The following is a 15,488-nucleotide window of genomic DNA, read 5'->3' as shown; positions in this document are numbered from 1 at the left end:
TCAGTGTCTCAATCGCCGTTTTTGCCCAGATATCCGTCCCATGGCCGCTCTTGAAGCCCGCGCAACACGTCACTACTACGACAGCGCGTTCCAATCTCAGGCAGTGAAAGTGCTCCCCAACGAGTACTACGTCACCAACGAGAACATGATGATCTCGACCGTGCTGGGGTCCTGTGTGGCGGCGTGCATCCACGATCCGGTGACGGGCGTGGGCGGCATGAACCACTTCATGCTGCCCGAGGGCGACATGCAGTCCCCCGCGTCGGCCACCATGCGCTACGGCGCCTTTGCGATGGAAGTGCTGATCAACGAGCTGCTCAAGGCCGGCGCCTCGCGCGACCGCCTGGAAGCCAAGGTGTTCGGCGGCGGCGCGGTGCTGGCGGCCATGCAGCAGATGAACATCGGCGAGCGCAACGGCCAGTTCGTCCTGAACTACCTGAAGACCGAAGGCATCCCCGTCAAGGCGCAGGATCTGGGCGACGTGCACGCGCGCCGCATCAATTACTTCCCGCGCGACGGCCGGGTGATGGTGCGCAAGATGGCGCCGCACCACCAGCGCGCCGAAGAGATCATCGCCAAGCGCGAACAGGAAGCCGCGCAAAGCGCGGCGGCCAAGACCGCCACGCCGCAACGGGTCGAGCGCTTTGCGCGGCCGGGCGTCGAACGTTTCGACCGTCCAGGCGTGGAACGGCTGGATCGTCCCGGCGTCGAGCGGCTGAACCGCCCCGGCGTCGAGCGTTTCGACCGCCCTGCCGCCCGCCCCGGCGTCGAGCGCTTTGATACCGGACTGACCCGGCGTCCCAAGCCGTAACCCGGCCGGCCCGCCGCGCAGGGCGGCCGAGTGCAATAGCGGTTGGGCGTCCTACAATCTCCGCATGTCCACCCTCCGCCTCTTCTATGCGCTATGGCCGTCCCCTTCGCTGGCGGCGTCCCTTGCCGGTTGGGCGGAGCAGGCCAGGCTGACATGCGGCGGGCGCGCCATGCGCACCGAGACGCTGCATCTGACGCTGGCATTCCTGGGGCCGGTCGACAGCGCCCTGGCCGATGAACTGGCCGCCGCCACGCCCGAACGCGGGCTGGCGCCGGGCGACGTGCCGCTGGAACGCTATGGGGTGTTCAGCCGCCAGCGCATCCTGTGGGCGGGCCCGTCCGAAACGCCTTTCGGCCTGCAGCAAGCCCACGACGATCTCTGGCAGTGGCTGTCGGGCTACGGGCTCACCCCGCCCACCCAGCCTTTCCGCCCGCACGTCACGCTGCTGCGCAACATCACGCAGGCCGAGCCGCCCGACGACGCGCCCGCGCCGCTGGACTGGCATTACGACCGCATGGTGCTGGTCGCGTCCGAGTCGCTGACCGGCGGCAGCCGCTACCGCATCGTGGCGCAATCCCGGCCGCTCGGCGGCTAGGGCACAATCGTACGGTTGCCAATTCCTGGGACCCCCATGATCATCCTGCTGGATCAAGACGGCGTGCTGGCCGATTTTGAACACGCCTTCATCGACGCCTGGCGCGCGCGCCACCCTGACGTCGCGCCCGTGGCGTTCGAGAACCGCAAGTCCTTCTACATCCGCGAGGACTACGCCCCCGAACTACGCGGGATGGCCGAGGCCATCTACACGGCGCCGGGCTTCATCCGCAACCTGCCGCCGGTCCCGGGCGCGCTGGAGGCCTTCAAGGAGTTGCTGGCGCTGGGCATGGACGTGCGGATCTGCTCGTCGCCGCTGTCCCAGTTTGAAAACTGCGTCGCCGAGAAATACCTGTGGGTGGAAAAGAACCTGGGCCGCGAGGCCACCAACCGGCTGATCCTGACCAAGGACAAGACGCTGGTGCAGGGCCATCTGCTGATCGACGACAAGCCGCATATCGAAGGCGCCGCGCGGCCGCGCTGGAAGCACATTCTGTTCGATGCGCCCTATAACCGTGAGGTGACGGACCGCCCGCGCATCAACTGGCAGAACTGGCGCAACGTGCTGGCCGGCGAGCTGTATACGGCAGACGCCTGACTCCGGCTGAATCCTGTTCAGGCGTCATCGTTTGGGACTATCCTGTGGAGTCGTACGCCCCACCCGGGAGGAGCCCGCGCCATGAATCTGTACCGTCTGCTCAAGCAGCGAGAAGCCGACCACAAGCCTCTGCGAGTCGCATTGTTGGGCGCCGGAAAATTCGGCGCCATGTTCATGAGCCAGGCCCCGCGCACGCCGGGCATCCGCCTGGTGGCGGTGGCGGACCTGGTGCCCGACCGGGCCCGCGCCGCGCTGACCCGTGTCGGCTGGCCGGCCGGCGCGCTCAACGCCAGCAGCATCAATGACGCCTACAAGAACGGCAAGGTCTATTTCTGCGACGATGCGCGCACCGTCATCGCCAGTCCCGACGTCGACATCGTCATCGACGCGACCGGCCAGGCCGCCGCCGGCATCACGCACGTACTCACCTGCTGCGAATACGGCAAGCACATCATCATGGTCAACGTGGAGGCCGACGCGCTGGCCGGCCCGCTGCTGGCGCGCCGCGCGCGCGAAGCGGGCATCGTCTATTCGCTGGCCTACGGCGATCAGCCCGCCCTGATCTGCGAAATGGTGGACTGGGCGCGCGCCAGCGGCTTCGAGGTCATGGCAGCGGGCAAGGGCACCAAGTATCTACCCGAATTCCACACGTCCACCCCCGACACCGTCTGGCCGTATTACGGCTTCACCGCCGAAATGGTGGCGGCGGGCGACTTCAACGCGCAGATGTTCAACAGCTTTCTGGACGGCACCAAGAGCGCCATCGAGATGGCGGCCGTCTCCAATGCCACGGGTCTTTTGCCGTCGCCCTCGGGCCTGCACTTTCCGCCTTGCGGGGTGGATGATCTGGCGCGCGTGCTGCGTCCCCGCGAGGACGGCGGCATGCTGCATCATCGCGGCCAGGTCGAGGTGATCTCATCGCTGGAACGCGACGGACGGCCGGTGTTCCGGGATCTGCGCTGGGGCGTGTATGTCACGCTTGCGGCCGACAGCGACTACGTGCGGCGCTGCTTTCAGGAATATGGCCTGGTCACCGATCCCAGCGGCAACTTCACCGCCATGTACAAGCCCTACCACCTGATCGGCCTGGAACTGGGCATCAGCGTGGCCAGCGTGGGCCTGCGGCGCGAGCCCACCGGCGCACCCGCGGGCTGGCACGGCGACGTCGTGGCCACCGCCAAGCGCGACCTGCAGGCCGGCCAGATCCTGGACGGCGAAGGCGGCTACACGGTGTACGGGCGCCTGATGCCTGCCCCCGATTCGGTCGAGGAAGGCTATCTGCCGCTGGGCTTGTCGAACAAGGTCAAGCTCAAGAACCCCGTGCGCCAGTCGCAGGCGATCCGCTGGCGCGACGTGGAGTACGACGAACGCTCGACGGCAGTGCAATTCCGCCGCGAGATGGAGCAGACATTCGCGTAGGCGCGGCCCCGCGGTCACACGGGCGCGGGGCGCTCCGCCTGGAACAACCGCAGCCGGTCCGCCGCGTTGCGCAGGTGCTCTTCGGCGGCGCGGCCCGCGGCGTCGGAATCACCGGCTTCAATGGCGGCAAAGATGGCCTGATGCTCGCTCTGCACGGCGGCCATGCGCTCGGCATACCTGCGCGCCGTGTTGTGGCGCGCGCTGCGGATGACGCGGCGCACATTCGCTTCCAGGTAGTCGTTCAGCGCCACCAGGTGCGGGTTGTGCGTGGCCTGCACGATGGCCTGGTGGAATTGATAGTCTTCCTCGTCGCCCAGCTTGTCGTTGATGAGCGCGTACTCCATGCCCACCAGCGCCTGCCGCATCTTCTTCAGGTCGGGCTCGGTGCGCCGCTGCGCCGCATAGCGCGCCGCCGTGACTTCGATCGACAGCATCAGTTCCAGGATGTGCTCCAGGTCCTGGTTGTCGCCCGGCGTGGGCGCGGCGATGCGAAATGCGTTCTTCTGGAAATTCGGGTCGACGAACACGCCGCTGCCCTGCTGCGACGTGACCAGCCCTTCGGACTTGAGGCGGGCCAGGGCCTCGCGCACGACCGCGCGGCTGACCGAGTGCATCTCCGTCAGCTGCTTTTCGGTCGGCAGGCGATCGCCGGGGGCCAGCACGCCTTGGCGTATCTGGTCGGCCAGGGCATCCGCCACCGCCGCCGATAGCGAGCTGCGGGGCGCGGCGCGCGCCGGATCGGGTTCTTGACTTGGCTGCATGTGGATCGTTCGAACGTGAGGGCGGCGCGCGGGCGCGTCGGCCATGGTTATAGGAATGTCTCGCGTGGTGGTCCCGACAGGCTGGTTCGCGGCAGCGCCCTGGAAATTATAGGTTTGCCGGTTTTTTCCGGCGCGCCGCGTTCTGGCACTTTACGCGATATAGATCCCGCCATTGACCTGCATGACCTCGCCCGTCACGAAGGCCGCCAGCGGCGAACACAGGAAGGCGATGGTCCCGGCGATTTCCTCGGCCGTGCCAAAGCGGCGCAGCGGCGTGCTTTCCAGCAGCTGCGCGCCCTTCTGCCCGATCAGGTCGTGCGTCATGGAGGTGGCGATGATGCCGGGCGCCACCGCGTTCACGCGGATCTGCGGGGCCAGCTCCAGCGCCAGGCTGCGGGTGAAGCTTTGCACCGCGCCCTTGGACGCGGCATAGGCGGCGTGCGCGTAGCTGCCGCGCTGCGCGGCCAGCGACGTCAGGAGGACGATCGAACCGTCATGGCGCAGATGGCGCTGGGCGGCGCGGCACACGTAGAACGTGCCATCCAGGTTCACGCGCATCAGCGTGCGCCAGGACTCGTCGCTGGTGTCCTTGACGAGCTGCTCGGGGTAGATGCCCGCGCAGTGGACCAGATGGTCAAGCCCGCCAAAGTGCCGGGCCGCGGCCTCGAACACCCGTTCGCAATCGTGCGACACCGATACGTCCAGCGCGTGCGTGTAGACGCGCTGCCCGCTGGGATCGAGCTCGGCCGCCACTTCCTGCAGCCGCGCGTTGTCGATGTCGGTCAGCACCAGCCGCGCGCCATGCGCGGCCATGAGGCGCGCCGTGGCCAAGCCGATGCCATTGCCCGCGCCGGTGATGGCGGCAACCTGCCCCTCGAACGAAATCATCCTGTCTCCTGAAGCTGTTTTTGGCGGCCCGCGTCGCGTTCGCGGCAGCGGCTCGAATTCAGATTGAACGCCTGAATCGGTTGCTTGACACGAGAAAAACGCTTGCCCTATGATTTATCGGACAACTTAATAAAGTTGCCTGACAACTTGTCTGGAAAGCGTAAATCAACTGCCGCTTTCAGGCAAGTCAGTCAGAAAAACACGGCGTCACGCCGCATAAACAGGCAGGGGACAACCAGGTGAACTTCACCGGCAGCATGACCGCATCCGCGCCCTCGGCACATCCGACGGCGCACTTTCAGACGCCCCGGCGGCTTCATGCCCTGCCCGGCCGGCGCCTCGCCCCGGCGCCCCGCGCGTCCGCGGCCGGCGCCATTGCCTCATCTTCGCGCCACATCGCCTGCCCGCCCTCGCGGCGCGCGGGCGATGCGGCGTGCGCACCTGCCTGACCCACGCAAATCAACACACTCCCGTTCCACGGAGGAGACACGCATGAAATTGGCTTTCACCACCGGTCTGCTGTGCCTGGCCGGACTCGCCGCCACCGCCCACGCCGCACCCGTCAAGATCGGACTGATCGAAACGCTGTCGGGCCCGCAAGCCTCGACCGGCCTGATGTTCCGCGCCGCCGTCAAATACGAGCTGGACCGCATCAACGCCGCCGGCGGCTGGAACGGCCAGCCGCTGGAGCTGGTGGAGTTCGACAACCAGGGTGGCCCCGTGGGCGCCTCGGACCGTTTCCGTGCCGCAGCCGCCGAGGGCGTGCAGGTGCTGGTGCAGGGGTCGTCCTCGGCCATTTCGGGCCAGCTCACCGAAGACGTGCGCAAGCACAACCTTCGCAACCCGGGCAAGGAGATCGTATTCCTGAACGTGGGCGGCGAAGCGCTGGAGCTGACCGGCCAGAAGTGCCACTTCTACCACTTCCGCTTCACCACCAACGCCGACCTGCGCGTGAAGGCGCTGGCATCCGTCATGTCCGCCGACGGCACGCTGGGCAAGCGCGTGTACGCGATCAACCAGAACTACTCGTGGGGCCAGGACATGGAAGGCGCGACCGAGCGCTTTGCCAAGGAGTACGGCTACGAGGTCGTGGGCAAGACGCTGCACGAGGTCAACAAGATCCAGGACTTCGCGCCCTACGTCGCGCGCATCCGCTCGGCCTCGCCCGACACCGTGGTCACCGGCAACTGGTCCAACGACCTGTTGCTGCTCATGAAGGCCACGCAGGCCGCCGGTCTGAAGGTGCGCTTTGCCACGGTCTTCCTGGACCAGGTCGGCAACCTGGCCAACGCCGGCGAGGTCGCGCTGGGCCATTACATCGCGCACCCGTACAACATCGAGGCCGCGGGCGAGGAAGGTGCGGCGTTCGCCGAGGACTACAAGTCCAAGACCGGCCACTACGCCAGCTACACCGAGCCGCAGACCGTGATCGGCGTGCGCTTCCTGGGCGAGGCCTTGAAGCAGGTCAAGCCGCAGGACGACAAGCTGCCGGTGCCCGAACTGGCGCTGGCGCTCGAGAAGGTCACCTACAAATCGGCGTTGGGCGAATACACCATGCGCGCCGAAGACCATCAGGTGCAGTTGCCGATGGTGGTGTCCAAGGTGGGCAAGAACGCCAAGTACAAGGCCGACGGCACCGACATGGGCTTCGAACCGGTGAAGGTGCTGGCCGCGGCGGACGTGTCCGCGCCGGTGCAGGGCACCTGCAAGATGCAACGTCCGAAGTGATGCCCGCGCGGCGGGCTGTGCGCTGAAAGGCGCGCGGGCCGCCGCCGGCACATGACAAGCGCACTCCCGGCGCGGGCCGGGCAAAAACAACGTGCGCAATCGCTCGCGGGACGCCTGGCGTCCCGCGCAAGAATCCTGGAGCGGACATGGAATACTTTACCGTCTCGCTGTTGAACGGCGTGATCTACGGCCTGCTGCTATTCATGGTGTCGGCAGGCCTGACACTGATTTTCGGGATGATGGGTGTGCTGAACTTCGCGCACGCATCGTTCTACATGATCGGCGCGTATGCCGCCTACACCCTCACGCCCGTCACGGGCTTCTGGACGGCGCTGGTGCTGGCCACGATCATCGCGGGCGTGCTGGGCATGGGCGTCGAACGCTTCTTCCTGCGCCGCGTGCACAAGTTCGGCCACGCGCAGGAACTGCTGGTCACCTTCGGGCTGGCGTTCATCGTCGCCGAGCTGATCAAGCTGTTCTACGGCGACTTTCCCGTCGACTACCGCGTGCCGCCGTTCCTGAACTTCGCGGCATTCCGCGTGTTCGACGCGGACTATCCGTTCTACCGCCTGCTGATGGGCGGCGTGTCACTGGCGATGTTCGCCGTGATCTACCTGCTCTTGTCGCGCACCCGCGTCGGCATCGTGGTGCGCTCGGCCATCTACCGGCCGCGCATGGCCGAGGCGCTGGGCCACAACGTGCCGCTGGTCTTCATGAGCGTGTTCGGCGTGGGCGCGGCGATGGCGGGCCTGGCAGGCGCGGTCGCGGGCGCCTTCTACACCACCAATCCCAACATGGCGCTGGAACTGGGCGTGCTGGTGTTCGTGGTGGTCGTGGTGGGCGGCCTGGGCTCGCTGGAAGGCGCGATGATCGCTTCGCTTCTGATCGGCCTGATCAGCTCGTTCTCGGTCGGCATCGACGCCAGCCTGGCGACGCTGTTTGGTCTGTTCGGCGCGCGTGAGTGGGCCGAAGGCGTGGGCGGGCTGATGACGGTGAAGATCTCCAGCCTGGCCGCAACGCTGCCGTTTCTCTTGATGCTGGTGGTGCTGCTGGTCAAGCCGTCGGGACTGAAGGGAGAGCAGGCATGAGCCATACCGCTACTTCCACCCGCCGCGCCACGGGCGCGCTGCTGTTGATCCTGTGCGTGGCCGCGCTGTGCGCGCTGCCGTGGCTGCTGCCTGCCGGCCAGCTCGTGGCGGCCGTGCAGATGCTGATCGCCGCGCTGTTCGCCTGCGCCTTCAACCTGCTGGCCGGCCAGGGAGGCATGCTGTCCTTTGGTCATGCCGCCTACTTCGGCGTGGGCACCTTCGCCACCATCCACGCGATGAATGCGCTGGGCGGCTCGGGCCTGCTGCCCACGCCGCTGATGCCGCTGGTGGGCGGCGTGGCCGGGCTGTTGTTCGGCCTGGTCGCCGGCTGGTTCGCCACCATGCGCTCGGGCGTGTACTTCTCGATGATCACGCTGGCGCTGGCCGAACTGCTGCACGCGCTGGCGCCGCACCTGAAAAGCGTCTTCGGCGGCGAGGCGGGCGTGTCCGCGATGCGCATGCCGGCATGGGGCTTTACCTTCGGCTCGGACATCGAGGTGTACTACCTGGTGCTGGCGTGGGTGCTGGTGTCGCTGGCCGCGCTGTATGGCCTGACGCGCACGCCGCTGGGCCGGCTGACGCTGGGCCTGCGCGAAAACGCCAACCGGCTGCGCTACCTGGGCTACCGCCCGCACGCGCTCAAGACCATGGTGTTCGCACTGTCGGCCATGTTTGCCGGCATCGCGGGGGGCTTGCAGGCGCTGAACATCGAAGCCGGCAACTACGTGTTGTTCGAGGTCAAGCTGTCCACCGACGCGGTGCTGTTCGCCTACATCGGCGGCGTCAATGCGTTCCTGGGTCCGGTGCTGGGCGCCTCCATCCTGACCTTCCTGTCGCAGACGCTGGCCGACATCACGCGGTCGTGGCTGCTGTACCAGGGCATTCTCTTCGTGCTGGTGATGCTGTTCGTGCCGGACGGCCTGGTCGGCCTGGTGCAGCGCGCGGCCAAGTCGCTGCGCGAGCGCGGGTTGGCCAACTGGCTGCCCCGCGCCGCAGTCTCGGTGGCCGGAGGCCTGCTGCTCACCGGCGCCACCGTCTTCACCGTGGAACTGCTGCAACGGATGTTTGCGCGCGATTACCGCGCTCTCCTCGCCATGAACCCCGAGGCCGGCTGGCCCGCCATCCCGCTGTTCGGCCAGGAGTGGGCGCCGCTTGCGGTATCGACCTGGCTGGTGCCGCTGGCATTGTTTGCCGCGGGCCTTGCCGCCTGCCGCTGGGCGCTGGCCCTGTGGCGCGACGCGGGCGAAGCCGCCCCCCTGCTGGAGCCCGCCCAATGAGCCACGAGATCCTGACCCTGACCGACGTGCGCAAATCCTTTGGTGAAGCGCAGATCATCCGCGGCGTGAACCTGGCGGTCGAAGCCGGCGAACGCCACGCCGTCATCGGCCCGAACGGCGCGGGCAAGTCCACGCTGTTTCACCTGATGTCGGGCTCGTTCGCGCCCACCTCGGGCGACATCAGCCTGCGCTCGCGCCCGATCGGCGGCCTGGCGCCCGAAGCCATCAACCGGCTCGGCCTGGCGCGTTCGTTCCAGATCACCAACGTGTTTCCGCGTCTGCCAGTGCGCGAGAACCTGCGCCTGGCGGTGCTGCGCATGCACGGCCTGGTCTACAACTTCTGGCGGCCCATCGCACGCAACCGCGCCGTCAACGAGGACGTGGACCGCCTGCTGGAGAAAGTGCGGCTGACGGCGCGCCAGGACACGGCGGCCGGCGACCTGAACTATTCCGAGCAGCGTTCGCTGGAAATCGGCATGACGCTGGCGTCGCGGCCCAAGGTGATCCTGCTGGACGAGCCCATGGCGGGCATGTCGCAGCACGAGGTCGACTACACGGTCGAACTCATCAAAGACGTGACGCGCGACTGCACCCTGCTGATCGTCGAGCACGACATGCAGGTGGTGTTCTCGCTGGCCGACCGCATCAGCGTGCTGGTCTACGGCGAGATCCTGGCCACCGGCACGCCCGCCGAGATCCGCGGCGATGCCCGCGTGCGCGAGGCCTACCTGGGAGAGGAAACGGTATGACGACGCAACCCCCCCTCTTGTCGCTGCAGGGCGTGCATGCCCATTACGGCAAGAGTCACATCCTGCACGGCATCGACCTGTCGATCGGGCGCGGCGAAGTCGTCAGCCTGCTGGGCCGCAATGGCGCGGGCCGCTCCACCACCATGAAAAGCATCATGGGCCTGGTGGACGTGACCGGCGGCCAGATCGCGATGGAAGGCCGCGACATCACCAACAAGCGTCCTTTCGAGATCGCCCGCGCGGGCCTGGCCTTCGTGCCCGAGGAACGCGAGGTGTTCGCCAATCTGACGGTGGACGAGAACCTGCGCATGGGCGAGCAGCCCCGGCGCGACGATGCGCCGTACTGGACCGTGGCGCAGATGTTCGACTACTTCCCCCGCCTGAAGGAACGCAGCAATACCCGCGCCGGCAACCTGTCGGGCGGCGAACAGCAGATGCTGACCATGTGCCGTTCGCTGCTGGGCAACCCCAAGGTCATCCTGATCGACGAGCCCACCGAAGGGCTGGCGCCCAAGATCGTCGAGGTGATCGCCGACGTCATCCGGGATATCCACAAGCAGGGCGTGTCGGTCGTGCTGGTGGAGCAGAAGCTGACGATCGCGCTGAAGGTGTCCACGCGCGTCAGCGTCATGGGCCACGGGCGCATCGTGTTCGAAGGACCGCCCGCGCAGCTGCATGACCGCCAGGACGTCGTCCAGGAATGGCTGGCGGTCTGAGCCGCCTTACGTACTCACCTTACACAGGCACACATCGTGGACAACACCACTGAAGTCATTCATGCCGAGTTGCGCGGCCAGGCGGTCGTCATCACCGGCGGCGCGAAGGGCATCGGCTACAGCACGGCGCAGGCCTTTGCACGCCAGGGCGCGCGCGTCGCGCTGCTGGACATGGATGCCGGCGCGCTGGACGCCGCCGTCGCGGCCCTGGCCGCCGACGGCGCGCAGGCCATGGCGGTGCAGGCGTCCGTCACGGATGCCGACGCCGTCGAGCGCGCCTTTGCGCAGGTTGCGGACACCTGGGGCGGCATCGACGTGCTGGTCAACAACGCCGGCATCTCGGCCAACAAGCCCACGCTGGAAGTCACCGTGGACGAATGGCGCCGGGCCGTCGACATCAACCTGACCGGCGTCTTCCTGTGCGCGCAGGCCGCGGGCCGGCGCATGGTGCCCGCCGGCTCGGGCAGCATCATCAACCTGGCCTCCATGTACGGCGTGGTGGCCGCCCCCGACCGCGCCGCCTACTGCGCCACCAAGGGCGCAGTGGTGCTGCTGACCGAGACGCTGGCCGTGGAATGGGGCCCGGCGGGCGTGCGCGTCAATGCGCTGGCGCCTGGCTACGTCGAAACCGACCTGGTGCGCGACCTGGCCGCGCGCGGTCGTCTGGACCCCGAACGCCTCAAGCAACGCACGCCCCTGCGCCGCATGGCGCAGCCGGCCGAAATGGCCGACCTGGCGGTTTTCCTGGCTTCGCGCCAGGCCGCCTACATCACCGGACACACCCTGGTGGCAGACGGCGGCTGGAGCCGCTACAGCTACCTCTGATTGCCCCGACGCTTAAAAAAACACACTGGAGATTCATTCATGGCCACCTACCAACCGCTCGAGCCCCAGGCGCCCTGGCGGCAACTGACGGCCGAGGCCTCGGACTGGCAGCAGGCGGATCCCGCGCTGCTCGGCACGATGCTGACGCAACTGCACTGGATCCGCGCATTCGAGGAAGCCGTGCTGGAACTGGCCGCCGAAGGCCTGGTGCACGGTCCCGCACACTCGTCGGTCGGGCAGGAAGGCGGCGCCGTCGGCTCGGTGCTGGCCCTGGGCGCCGGCGACCAGATCAACGGCTCGCACCGCGGCCATCACCAATTCCTGGCCAAAGCGCTGCAGCACGTGGCGCCGCTGGGCCTGGATCCGCGCAACCCGCTCACGCCCGCCATCGACGAGGTCCTGCACAAGACGCTGGCCGAGATCATGGGATTGGCAAACGGCTACTGCCGCGGCCGTGGGGGCAGCATGCATCTGCGCTGGCTGGAAGCGGGCGCGCTGGGCACCAACGCGATCGTCGGCGGCGGCGTGCCGCTGGCCGCCGGCGCGGGCTGGGCGCACAAGCACGCGGGCACGGATCGCGTGGCCGTGACGTACTTCGGCGACGGCGCGGTGAACATCGGCTCCGTGCTGGAAACGATGAACCTGACCGCCGCGTGGAAGACGCCGCTGTGCTTTTTCATCGAGAACAACCGCTACGCCGTGTCCACGACCGTGGAAGAGTCTACCGCCGAGCCGCGCCTGTCCGCGCGCGGCCTGGCCTTCAACATTCCCGCGTGGAAGGTCGACGGCATGGACCCGCTGGCCGTGCACCTGGCCATGTCGGAAGCCGTGGCGCACATGCGCGCGGGCAAGGGTCCCACCATCGTCGAGGTGGACGTCTACCGTTTCTTCCACCAGAACGGGCCCTTCCCCGGCAGCGCGTTTGGCTATCGCACCAAGGACGAAGAGGCGCAATGGCGCCTGCGCGATCCGCTGGACCGCATCGCAGCCGAGATGATCGGCCGCAAGCTGGTCACGCAGGCGGAGGTGGACGCGCTGCGCCAGCGCTGCAAGGACGTGATGAAGGAAGTGTCCGGCCGCCTGACCGAAGCGGCTGACGGCGGCAAGCGACGCGTGCGCGCCGACCTGTGGCCCAGCCCGGATTTCCGCGACGTGGGCCTGCGCAGCGATGGCTCGGAACTGGCCGGCCTGCGCTACCAGGAGGCGGCGGACCACACCGGCGCCACCGTCACGCGCAAGTTCGTCGATGCGGTGGCCGACGTGCTGGACCGCCGCATGGAAACCGACCCCGGCGTCGTGGTGCTGGGCGAAGACGTGCACCGTCTGAAGGGCGGCACCAACGGCGCCACGCGCGGCCTGAAGGACAAGTACCCGGACCGCGTGCTGGGCACGCCCATTTCCGAAAACGCCTTTGCAGGACTGGGCGGCGGGCTGGCGATGGACGGCCGCTACAAGCCCGTCGTGGAATTCATGTATCCAGACTTCATGTGGGTCGCGGCCGACCAGATCTTCAACCAGATCGGCAAGGCGCGCCACATGTTCGGCGGCGACATCGACGTGCCCTTTGTGCTGCGCACCAAGGTCGCGATGGGCACGGGCTACGGGTCGCAGCATTCGATGGACCCGGCCGGCATCTTCGCCACCGCGCCCGGCTGGCGCATCGTCGCCCCGTCCACGCCGCACGATTACGTCGGCCTGATGAACACGGCGCTGGCCTCCAAGGACCCGGTGCTGGTCATCGAGCACGTCGATCTGTACGCGTCCTCGGGCGAGGTTCCCGAGAATGACCTGGACTACGCCATTCCGTTCGGCCGCGCGCAAGTGCGGCGCGAGGGCGGCAAGGTCACCATCCTGACGTACCTCTCCATGGTCAGCCGCGCGCTGGCCGCCGCCGAAGCGGCCGGCGTGGATGCGGAAGTCATCGACCTGCGCACGCTGGACCGCGCCAGCCTGGACTGGGACACCATCGGCGCCAGCATCCAGAAGACCAACAACGTGCTGATCGTGGAACAAGGCGCGCGCGGCACGTCCTACGGCGCCATGCTGGCCGACGAGATCCAGCGCCGCTACTTCGACTGGCTGGACCAGCCGGTCAAGCGCGTCACGGGCGGCGAGGCCTCGCCCAGCATCTCCAAGGTGCTGGAGCGCGCGGCATTCGCCGATACCGATGAAGTGGTGGCGGGCCTGGCCGACGTGCTGGCCGACCTGGGGGAAAAGCCATGACTGCCCTGCACATGACCGTGCCGATGGAAGTCGGCATCTGCTGCGCGAACCTGGATGCGCTGGCCGCGTTCTACACCGATGTGATGGGCCTGACGCTGGTGAATCGCGTGACCGTGCCGGCCGGCAAGGCGCAGGCCACGGGGCTCACGCCGCACGGCTACGACGTGGCGCGTCTGCAGACCCCTTACGGCGAGCGCATCAAGCTGCTGCAGCCGGCCGTGGCGCCCGAACCGGCCGTGCGCGGCAAGGCCATTCTGGACCGCCAGGGCGCCGCCTACCTGACCTTCATCGTGCGGGACCTGCGCGGCGTGGTGCGCGACCTGCAATCGAAGGGCGTGGTCTTTGACAGCGCGCCCGCGCCCATGGAAGTGCGGCCGGGCACGTGGCTCGCCTTCTTCCGCGACCCCGAAGGCAATGTGCTCGAACTCGTCGAATACGACGACCCCGCCGCGTACCGGCCCGACCTGGCCCGCGCCGCTGAATAGGAACAACATCGTGGCATACCTTATCAAGCTCCCCTCCGTTGCCGCCGACGCCTCCGGCGGCGTGCTGCACCAGTGGCTCAAGCAGGAAGGCGATCGCGTCGCCGTGGGCGAGGCGCTGGCGGAAGTCGAAACCGAAAAGGCGATCGTCGAGATCAACGCCGAACAGGCAGGCGTGCTGGGCCGCATCGTCGTGCAGGCCGGGCCGGCCTCGGTGCCCATCAACACCGTGATCGGCGTGCTGGTCGCGGATGGCGAAGATGCGGCGGCGATCGATCGTGCGTTGGCCGAGCACGGTGGTGCGGCGGTGGCTGCCGGGTCGGCTGCTGGCGCGTCGGCTCCCGGAGCGTCGGCTGCCTCGGCATCCGCTGGCGCCGGCGCTGCGTCCGCCTCGCAGCAAGCCGGCAACGCGGCCGCATCCGCCGCGCATTCCCCATCCGCATCCTCGGCTGCTCCCGTCCCCGGCGGCCGCCTCTTCGCCAGCCCCGTCGCCCGGCGCCTTGCCGCGCAATGGCACGTCGACCTGCTGGGCGTCACCGGCACCGGCCCGCATGGCCGCATCGTGCGGCGGGACGTTGAAGCCGCGCGCGACCGTGCGCCGGCCGCGTCCCCCGCTGCCGCGCCGCTGGCTGGCCGGCCGGCCGCGCGCCGCGTGCCCCACACCGGCATGCGCCGCGCCATCGCGCGCCGCCTCACCGAAAGCAAGCAGCACGTGCCGCACTTCTACCTGACGGTCGACTGCCGCATGGACGCGCTGCTGGCGCTGCGCGCGCAGGCCAATCACGGCGGCGCGGTCAAGCTGTCGGTCAACGACTTCATCGTGCGCGCCGCCGCGCTGGCGCTGCGCGAGGTGCCGGAGGTCAACGCGTCCTGGCACGACGATGACATCGAGTACCACGCCGGCGCCGACGTCTCGGTGGCGGTGGCCACCGACGGCGGCCTGGTGACGCCCATCGTGCGCGATGCCGACGTCAAGCCGCTGTCCTCCATCTCGGGCGAGATCGCCGAGCTGGCCGCGCGCGCCAAGGTCAACCGCCTGAAGCCCGACGAGTTCACGGGCGGCTCGCTGACCGTCAGCAACCTGGGCATGTACGGCATCAGCCAGTTCGCCGCCATCATCAACCCGCCGCAGGCCGCCATCCTGGCCGTGGGCGCGGCCGAACGCCGCCCGGTGGTCGACGCCGAGGGTCAGCTCGCCGCCGCCACCGTGATGACGGTGACACTATCCGCGGACCATCGCGTCGTGGACGGCGCAGTCGGCGCGCGCTGGCTCGCGGCCTTGCGCGCGCTGATCGAAAACCCCGTGCGCATCCTGCTGTGAGCCCCGCC

Annotated in this window: 15 protein-coding genes; 13 read left to right on the top strand and 2 right to left on the bottom strand. The window is 68.2% G+C overall.

Going from position 1 to position 15,488, the window contains the following annotated elements; all coding sequences use genetic code 11:
- Positions 1-40: 40 nt before the first annotated feature.
- From cheD to FBY20_RS13480, 4 genes are all read left to right on the top strand, one after another.
- Positions 41-811, top strand: coding sequence for a chemoreceptor glutamine deamidase CheD (gene cheD, locus FBY20_RS13495; RefSeq protein ID WP_142052680.1), 771 nt, complete (start codon positions 41-43; stop codon positions 809-811).
- 64 nt (positions 812-875) lie between these two features.
- On the top strand, positions 876-1,406 hold the full coding sequence (gene thpR / locus FBY20_RS13490; protein WP_142052677.1) for an RNA 2',3'-cyclic phosphodiesterase: 531 nt from the start codon (positions 876-878) through the stop codon (positions 1,404-1,406).
- A 36-nt stretch (positions 1,407-1,442) separates the two neighbouring features.
- A complete protein-coding gene (locus FBY20_RS13485) occupies positions 1,443-2,003 on the top strand; it encodes a 5'-3'-deoxyribonucleotidase (RefSeq protein ID WP_062841277.1) in 561 nt (186 codons plus the stop codon).
- A gap of 81 nt (positions 2,004-2,084) precedes the next feature.
- Positions 2,085-3,422: an NAD(P)H-dependent oxidoreductase gene (locus tag FBY20_RS13480; protein WP_056320475.1), complete on the top strand. Its 1,338-nt coding sequence runs from the start codon at positions 2,085-2,087 to the stop codon at positions 3,420-3,422.
- Positions 3,423-3,436: 14 nt separating this feature from the next.
- Here FBY20_RS13480 and FBY20_RS13475 read toward each other — a convergent pair whose 3' ends face one another.
- Positions 3,437-4,183 carry a FadR/GntR family transcriptional regulator gene (locus FBY20_RS13475; RefSeq protein ID WP_056320473.1) on the bottom strand — a complete coding sequence of 249 codons (747 nt, stop codon included), beginning with the start codon at positions 4,181-4,183 and terminating at the stop codon, positions 3,437-3,439.
- Positions 4,184-4,333: 150 nt separating this feature from the next.
- Entirely contained in the window at positions 4,334-5,071 is a 738-nt protein-coding gene (locus tag FBY20_RS13470) for an SDR family NAD(P)-dependent oxidoreductase (protein ID WP_056320470.1), read from the bottom strand.
- 492 nt (positions 5,072-5,563) lie between these two features.
- Here FBY20_RS13470 and FBY20_RS13465 point away from each other — a divergent pair, with 492 nt between their 5' ends.
- The 9 genes from FBY20_RS13465 (at position 5,564) to FBY20_RS13425 (ending at position 15,480) form a co-directional block, all read left to right on the top strand.
- Complete coding sequence (locus FBY20_RS13465) at positions 5,564-6,799, top strand: branched-chain amino acid ABC transporter substrate-binding protein (protein ID WP_142052674.1); 1,236 nt, start codon at positions 5,564-5,566, stop codon at positions 6,797-6,799.
- Positions 6,800-6,945: 146 nt separating this feature from the next.
- Entirely contained in the window at positions 6,946-7,887 is a 942-nt protein-coding gene (locus FBY20_RS13460) for a branched-chain amino acid ABC transporter permease (protein ID WP_142052671.1), read from the top strand.
- On the top strand, positions 7,884-9,164 hold the full coding sequence (locus FBY20_RS13455; RefSeq protein WP_142052668.1) for a branched-chain amino acid ABC transporter permease: 1,281 nt from the start codon (positions 7,884-7,886) through the stop codon (positions 9,162-9,164). The genes FBY20_RS13460 and FBY20_RS13455 overlap by 4 nt, the downstream gene beginning before the upstream one ends.
- A complete protein-coding gene (locus FBY20_RS13450; RefSeq protein WP_142052660.1) occupies positions 9,161-9,913 on the top strand; it encodes an ABC transporter ATP-binding protein in 753 nt (250 codons plus the stop codon). The genes FBY20_RS13455 and FBY20_RS13450 overlap by 4 nt, the downstream gene beginning before the upstream one ends.
- Entirely contained in the window at positions 9,910-10,629 is a 720-nt protein-coding gene (locus FBY20_RS13445) for an ABC transporter ATP-binding protein (RefSeq protein ID WP_142052657.1), read from the top strand. The genes FBY20_RS13450 and FBY20_RS13445 overlap by 4 nt, the downstream gene beginning before the upstream one ends.
- Before the next feature lie 36 nt (positions 10,630-10,665).
- A complete protein-coding gene (locus tag FBY20_RS13440; RefSeq protein WP_142052654.1) occupies positions 10,666-11,454 on the top strand; it encodes an SDR family NAD(P)-dependent oxidoreductase in 789 nt (262 codons plus the stop codon).
- A 39-nt stretch (positions 11,455-11,493) separates the two neighbouring features.
- A complete protein-coding gene (locus FBY20_RS13435) occupies positions 11,494-13,677 on the top strand; it encodes a thiamine pyrophosphate-dependent enzyme (protein WP_142052650.1) in 2,184 nt (727 codons plus the stop codon).
- Entirely contained in the window at positions 13,674-14,162 is a 489-nt protein-coding gene (locus FBY20_RS13430) for a VOC family protein (RefSeq protein ID WP_142052647.1), read from the top strand. The genes FBY20_RS13435 and FBY20_RS13430 overlap by 4 nt, the downstream gene beginning before the upstream one ends.
- Positions 14,163-14,172: 10 nt before the next feature.
- Positions 14,173-15,480: a pyruvate dehydrogenase complex dihydrolipoamide acetyltransferase gene (locus FBY20_RS13425; protein WP_142052644.1), complete on the top strand. Its 1,308-nt coding sequence runs from the start codon at positions 14,173-14,175 to the stop codon at positions 15,478-15,480.
- Positions 15,481-15,488: the final 8 nt, after the last annotated feature.

The organism is Achromobacter sp. SLBN-14 (genome assembly GCF_006715415.1).
GTDB classification, from domain to species: Bacteria; Pseudomonadota; Gammaproteobacteria; order Burkholderiales; family Burkholderiaceae_B; genus Achromobacter; species Achromobacter mucicolens.
Note: the sequence above shows the minus strand (reverse complement) of the source record. Positions and strands in the feature narration are given on the sequence as shown.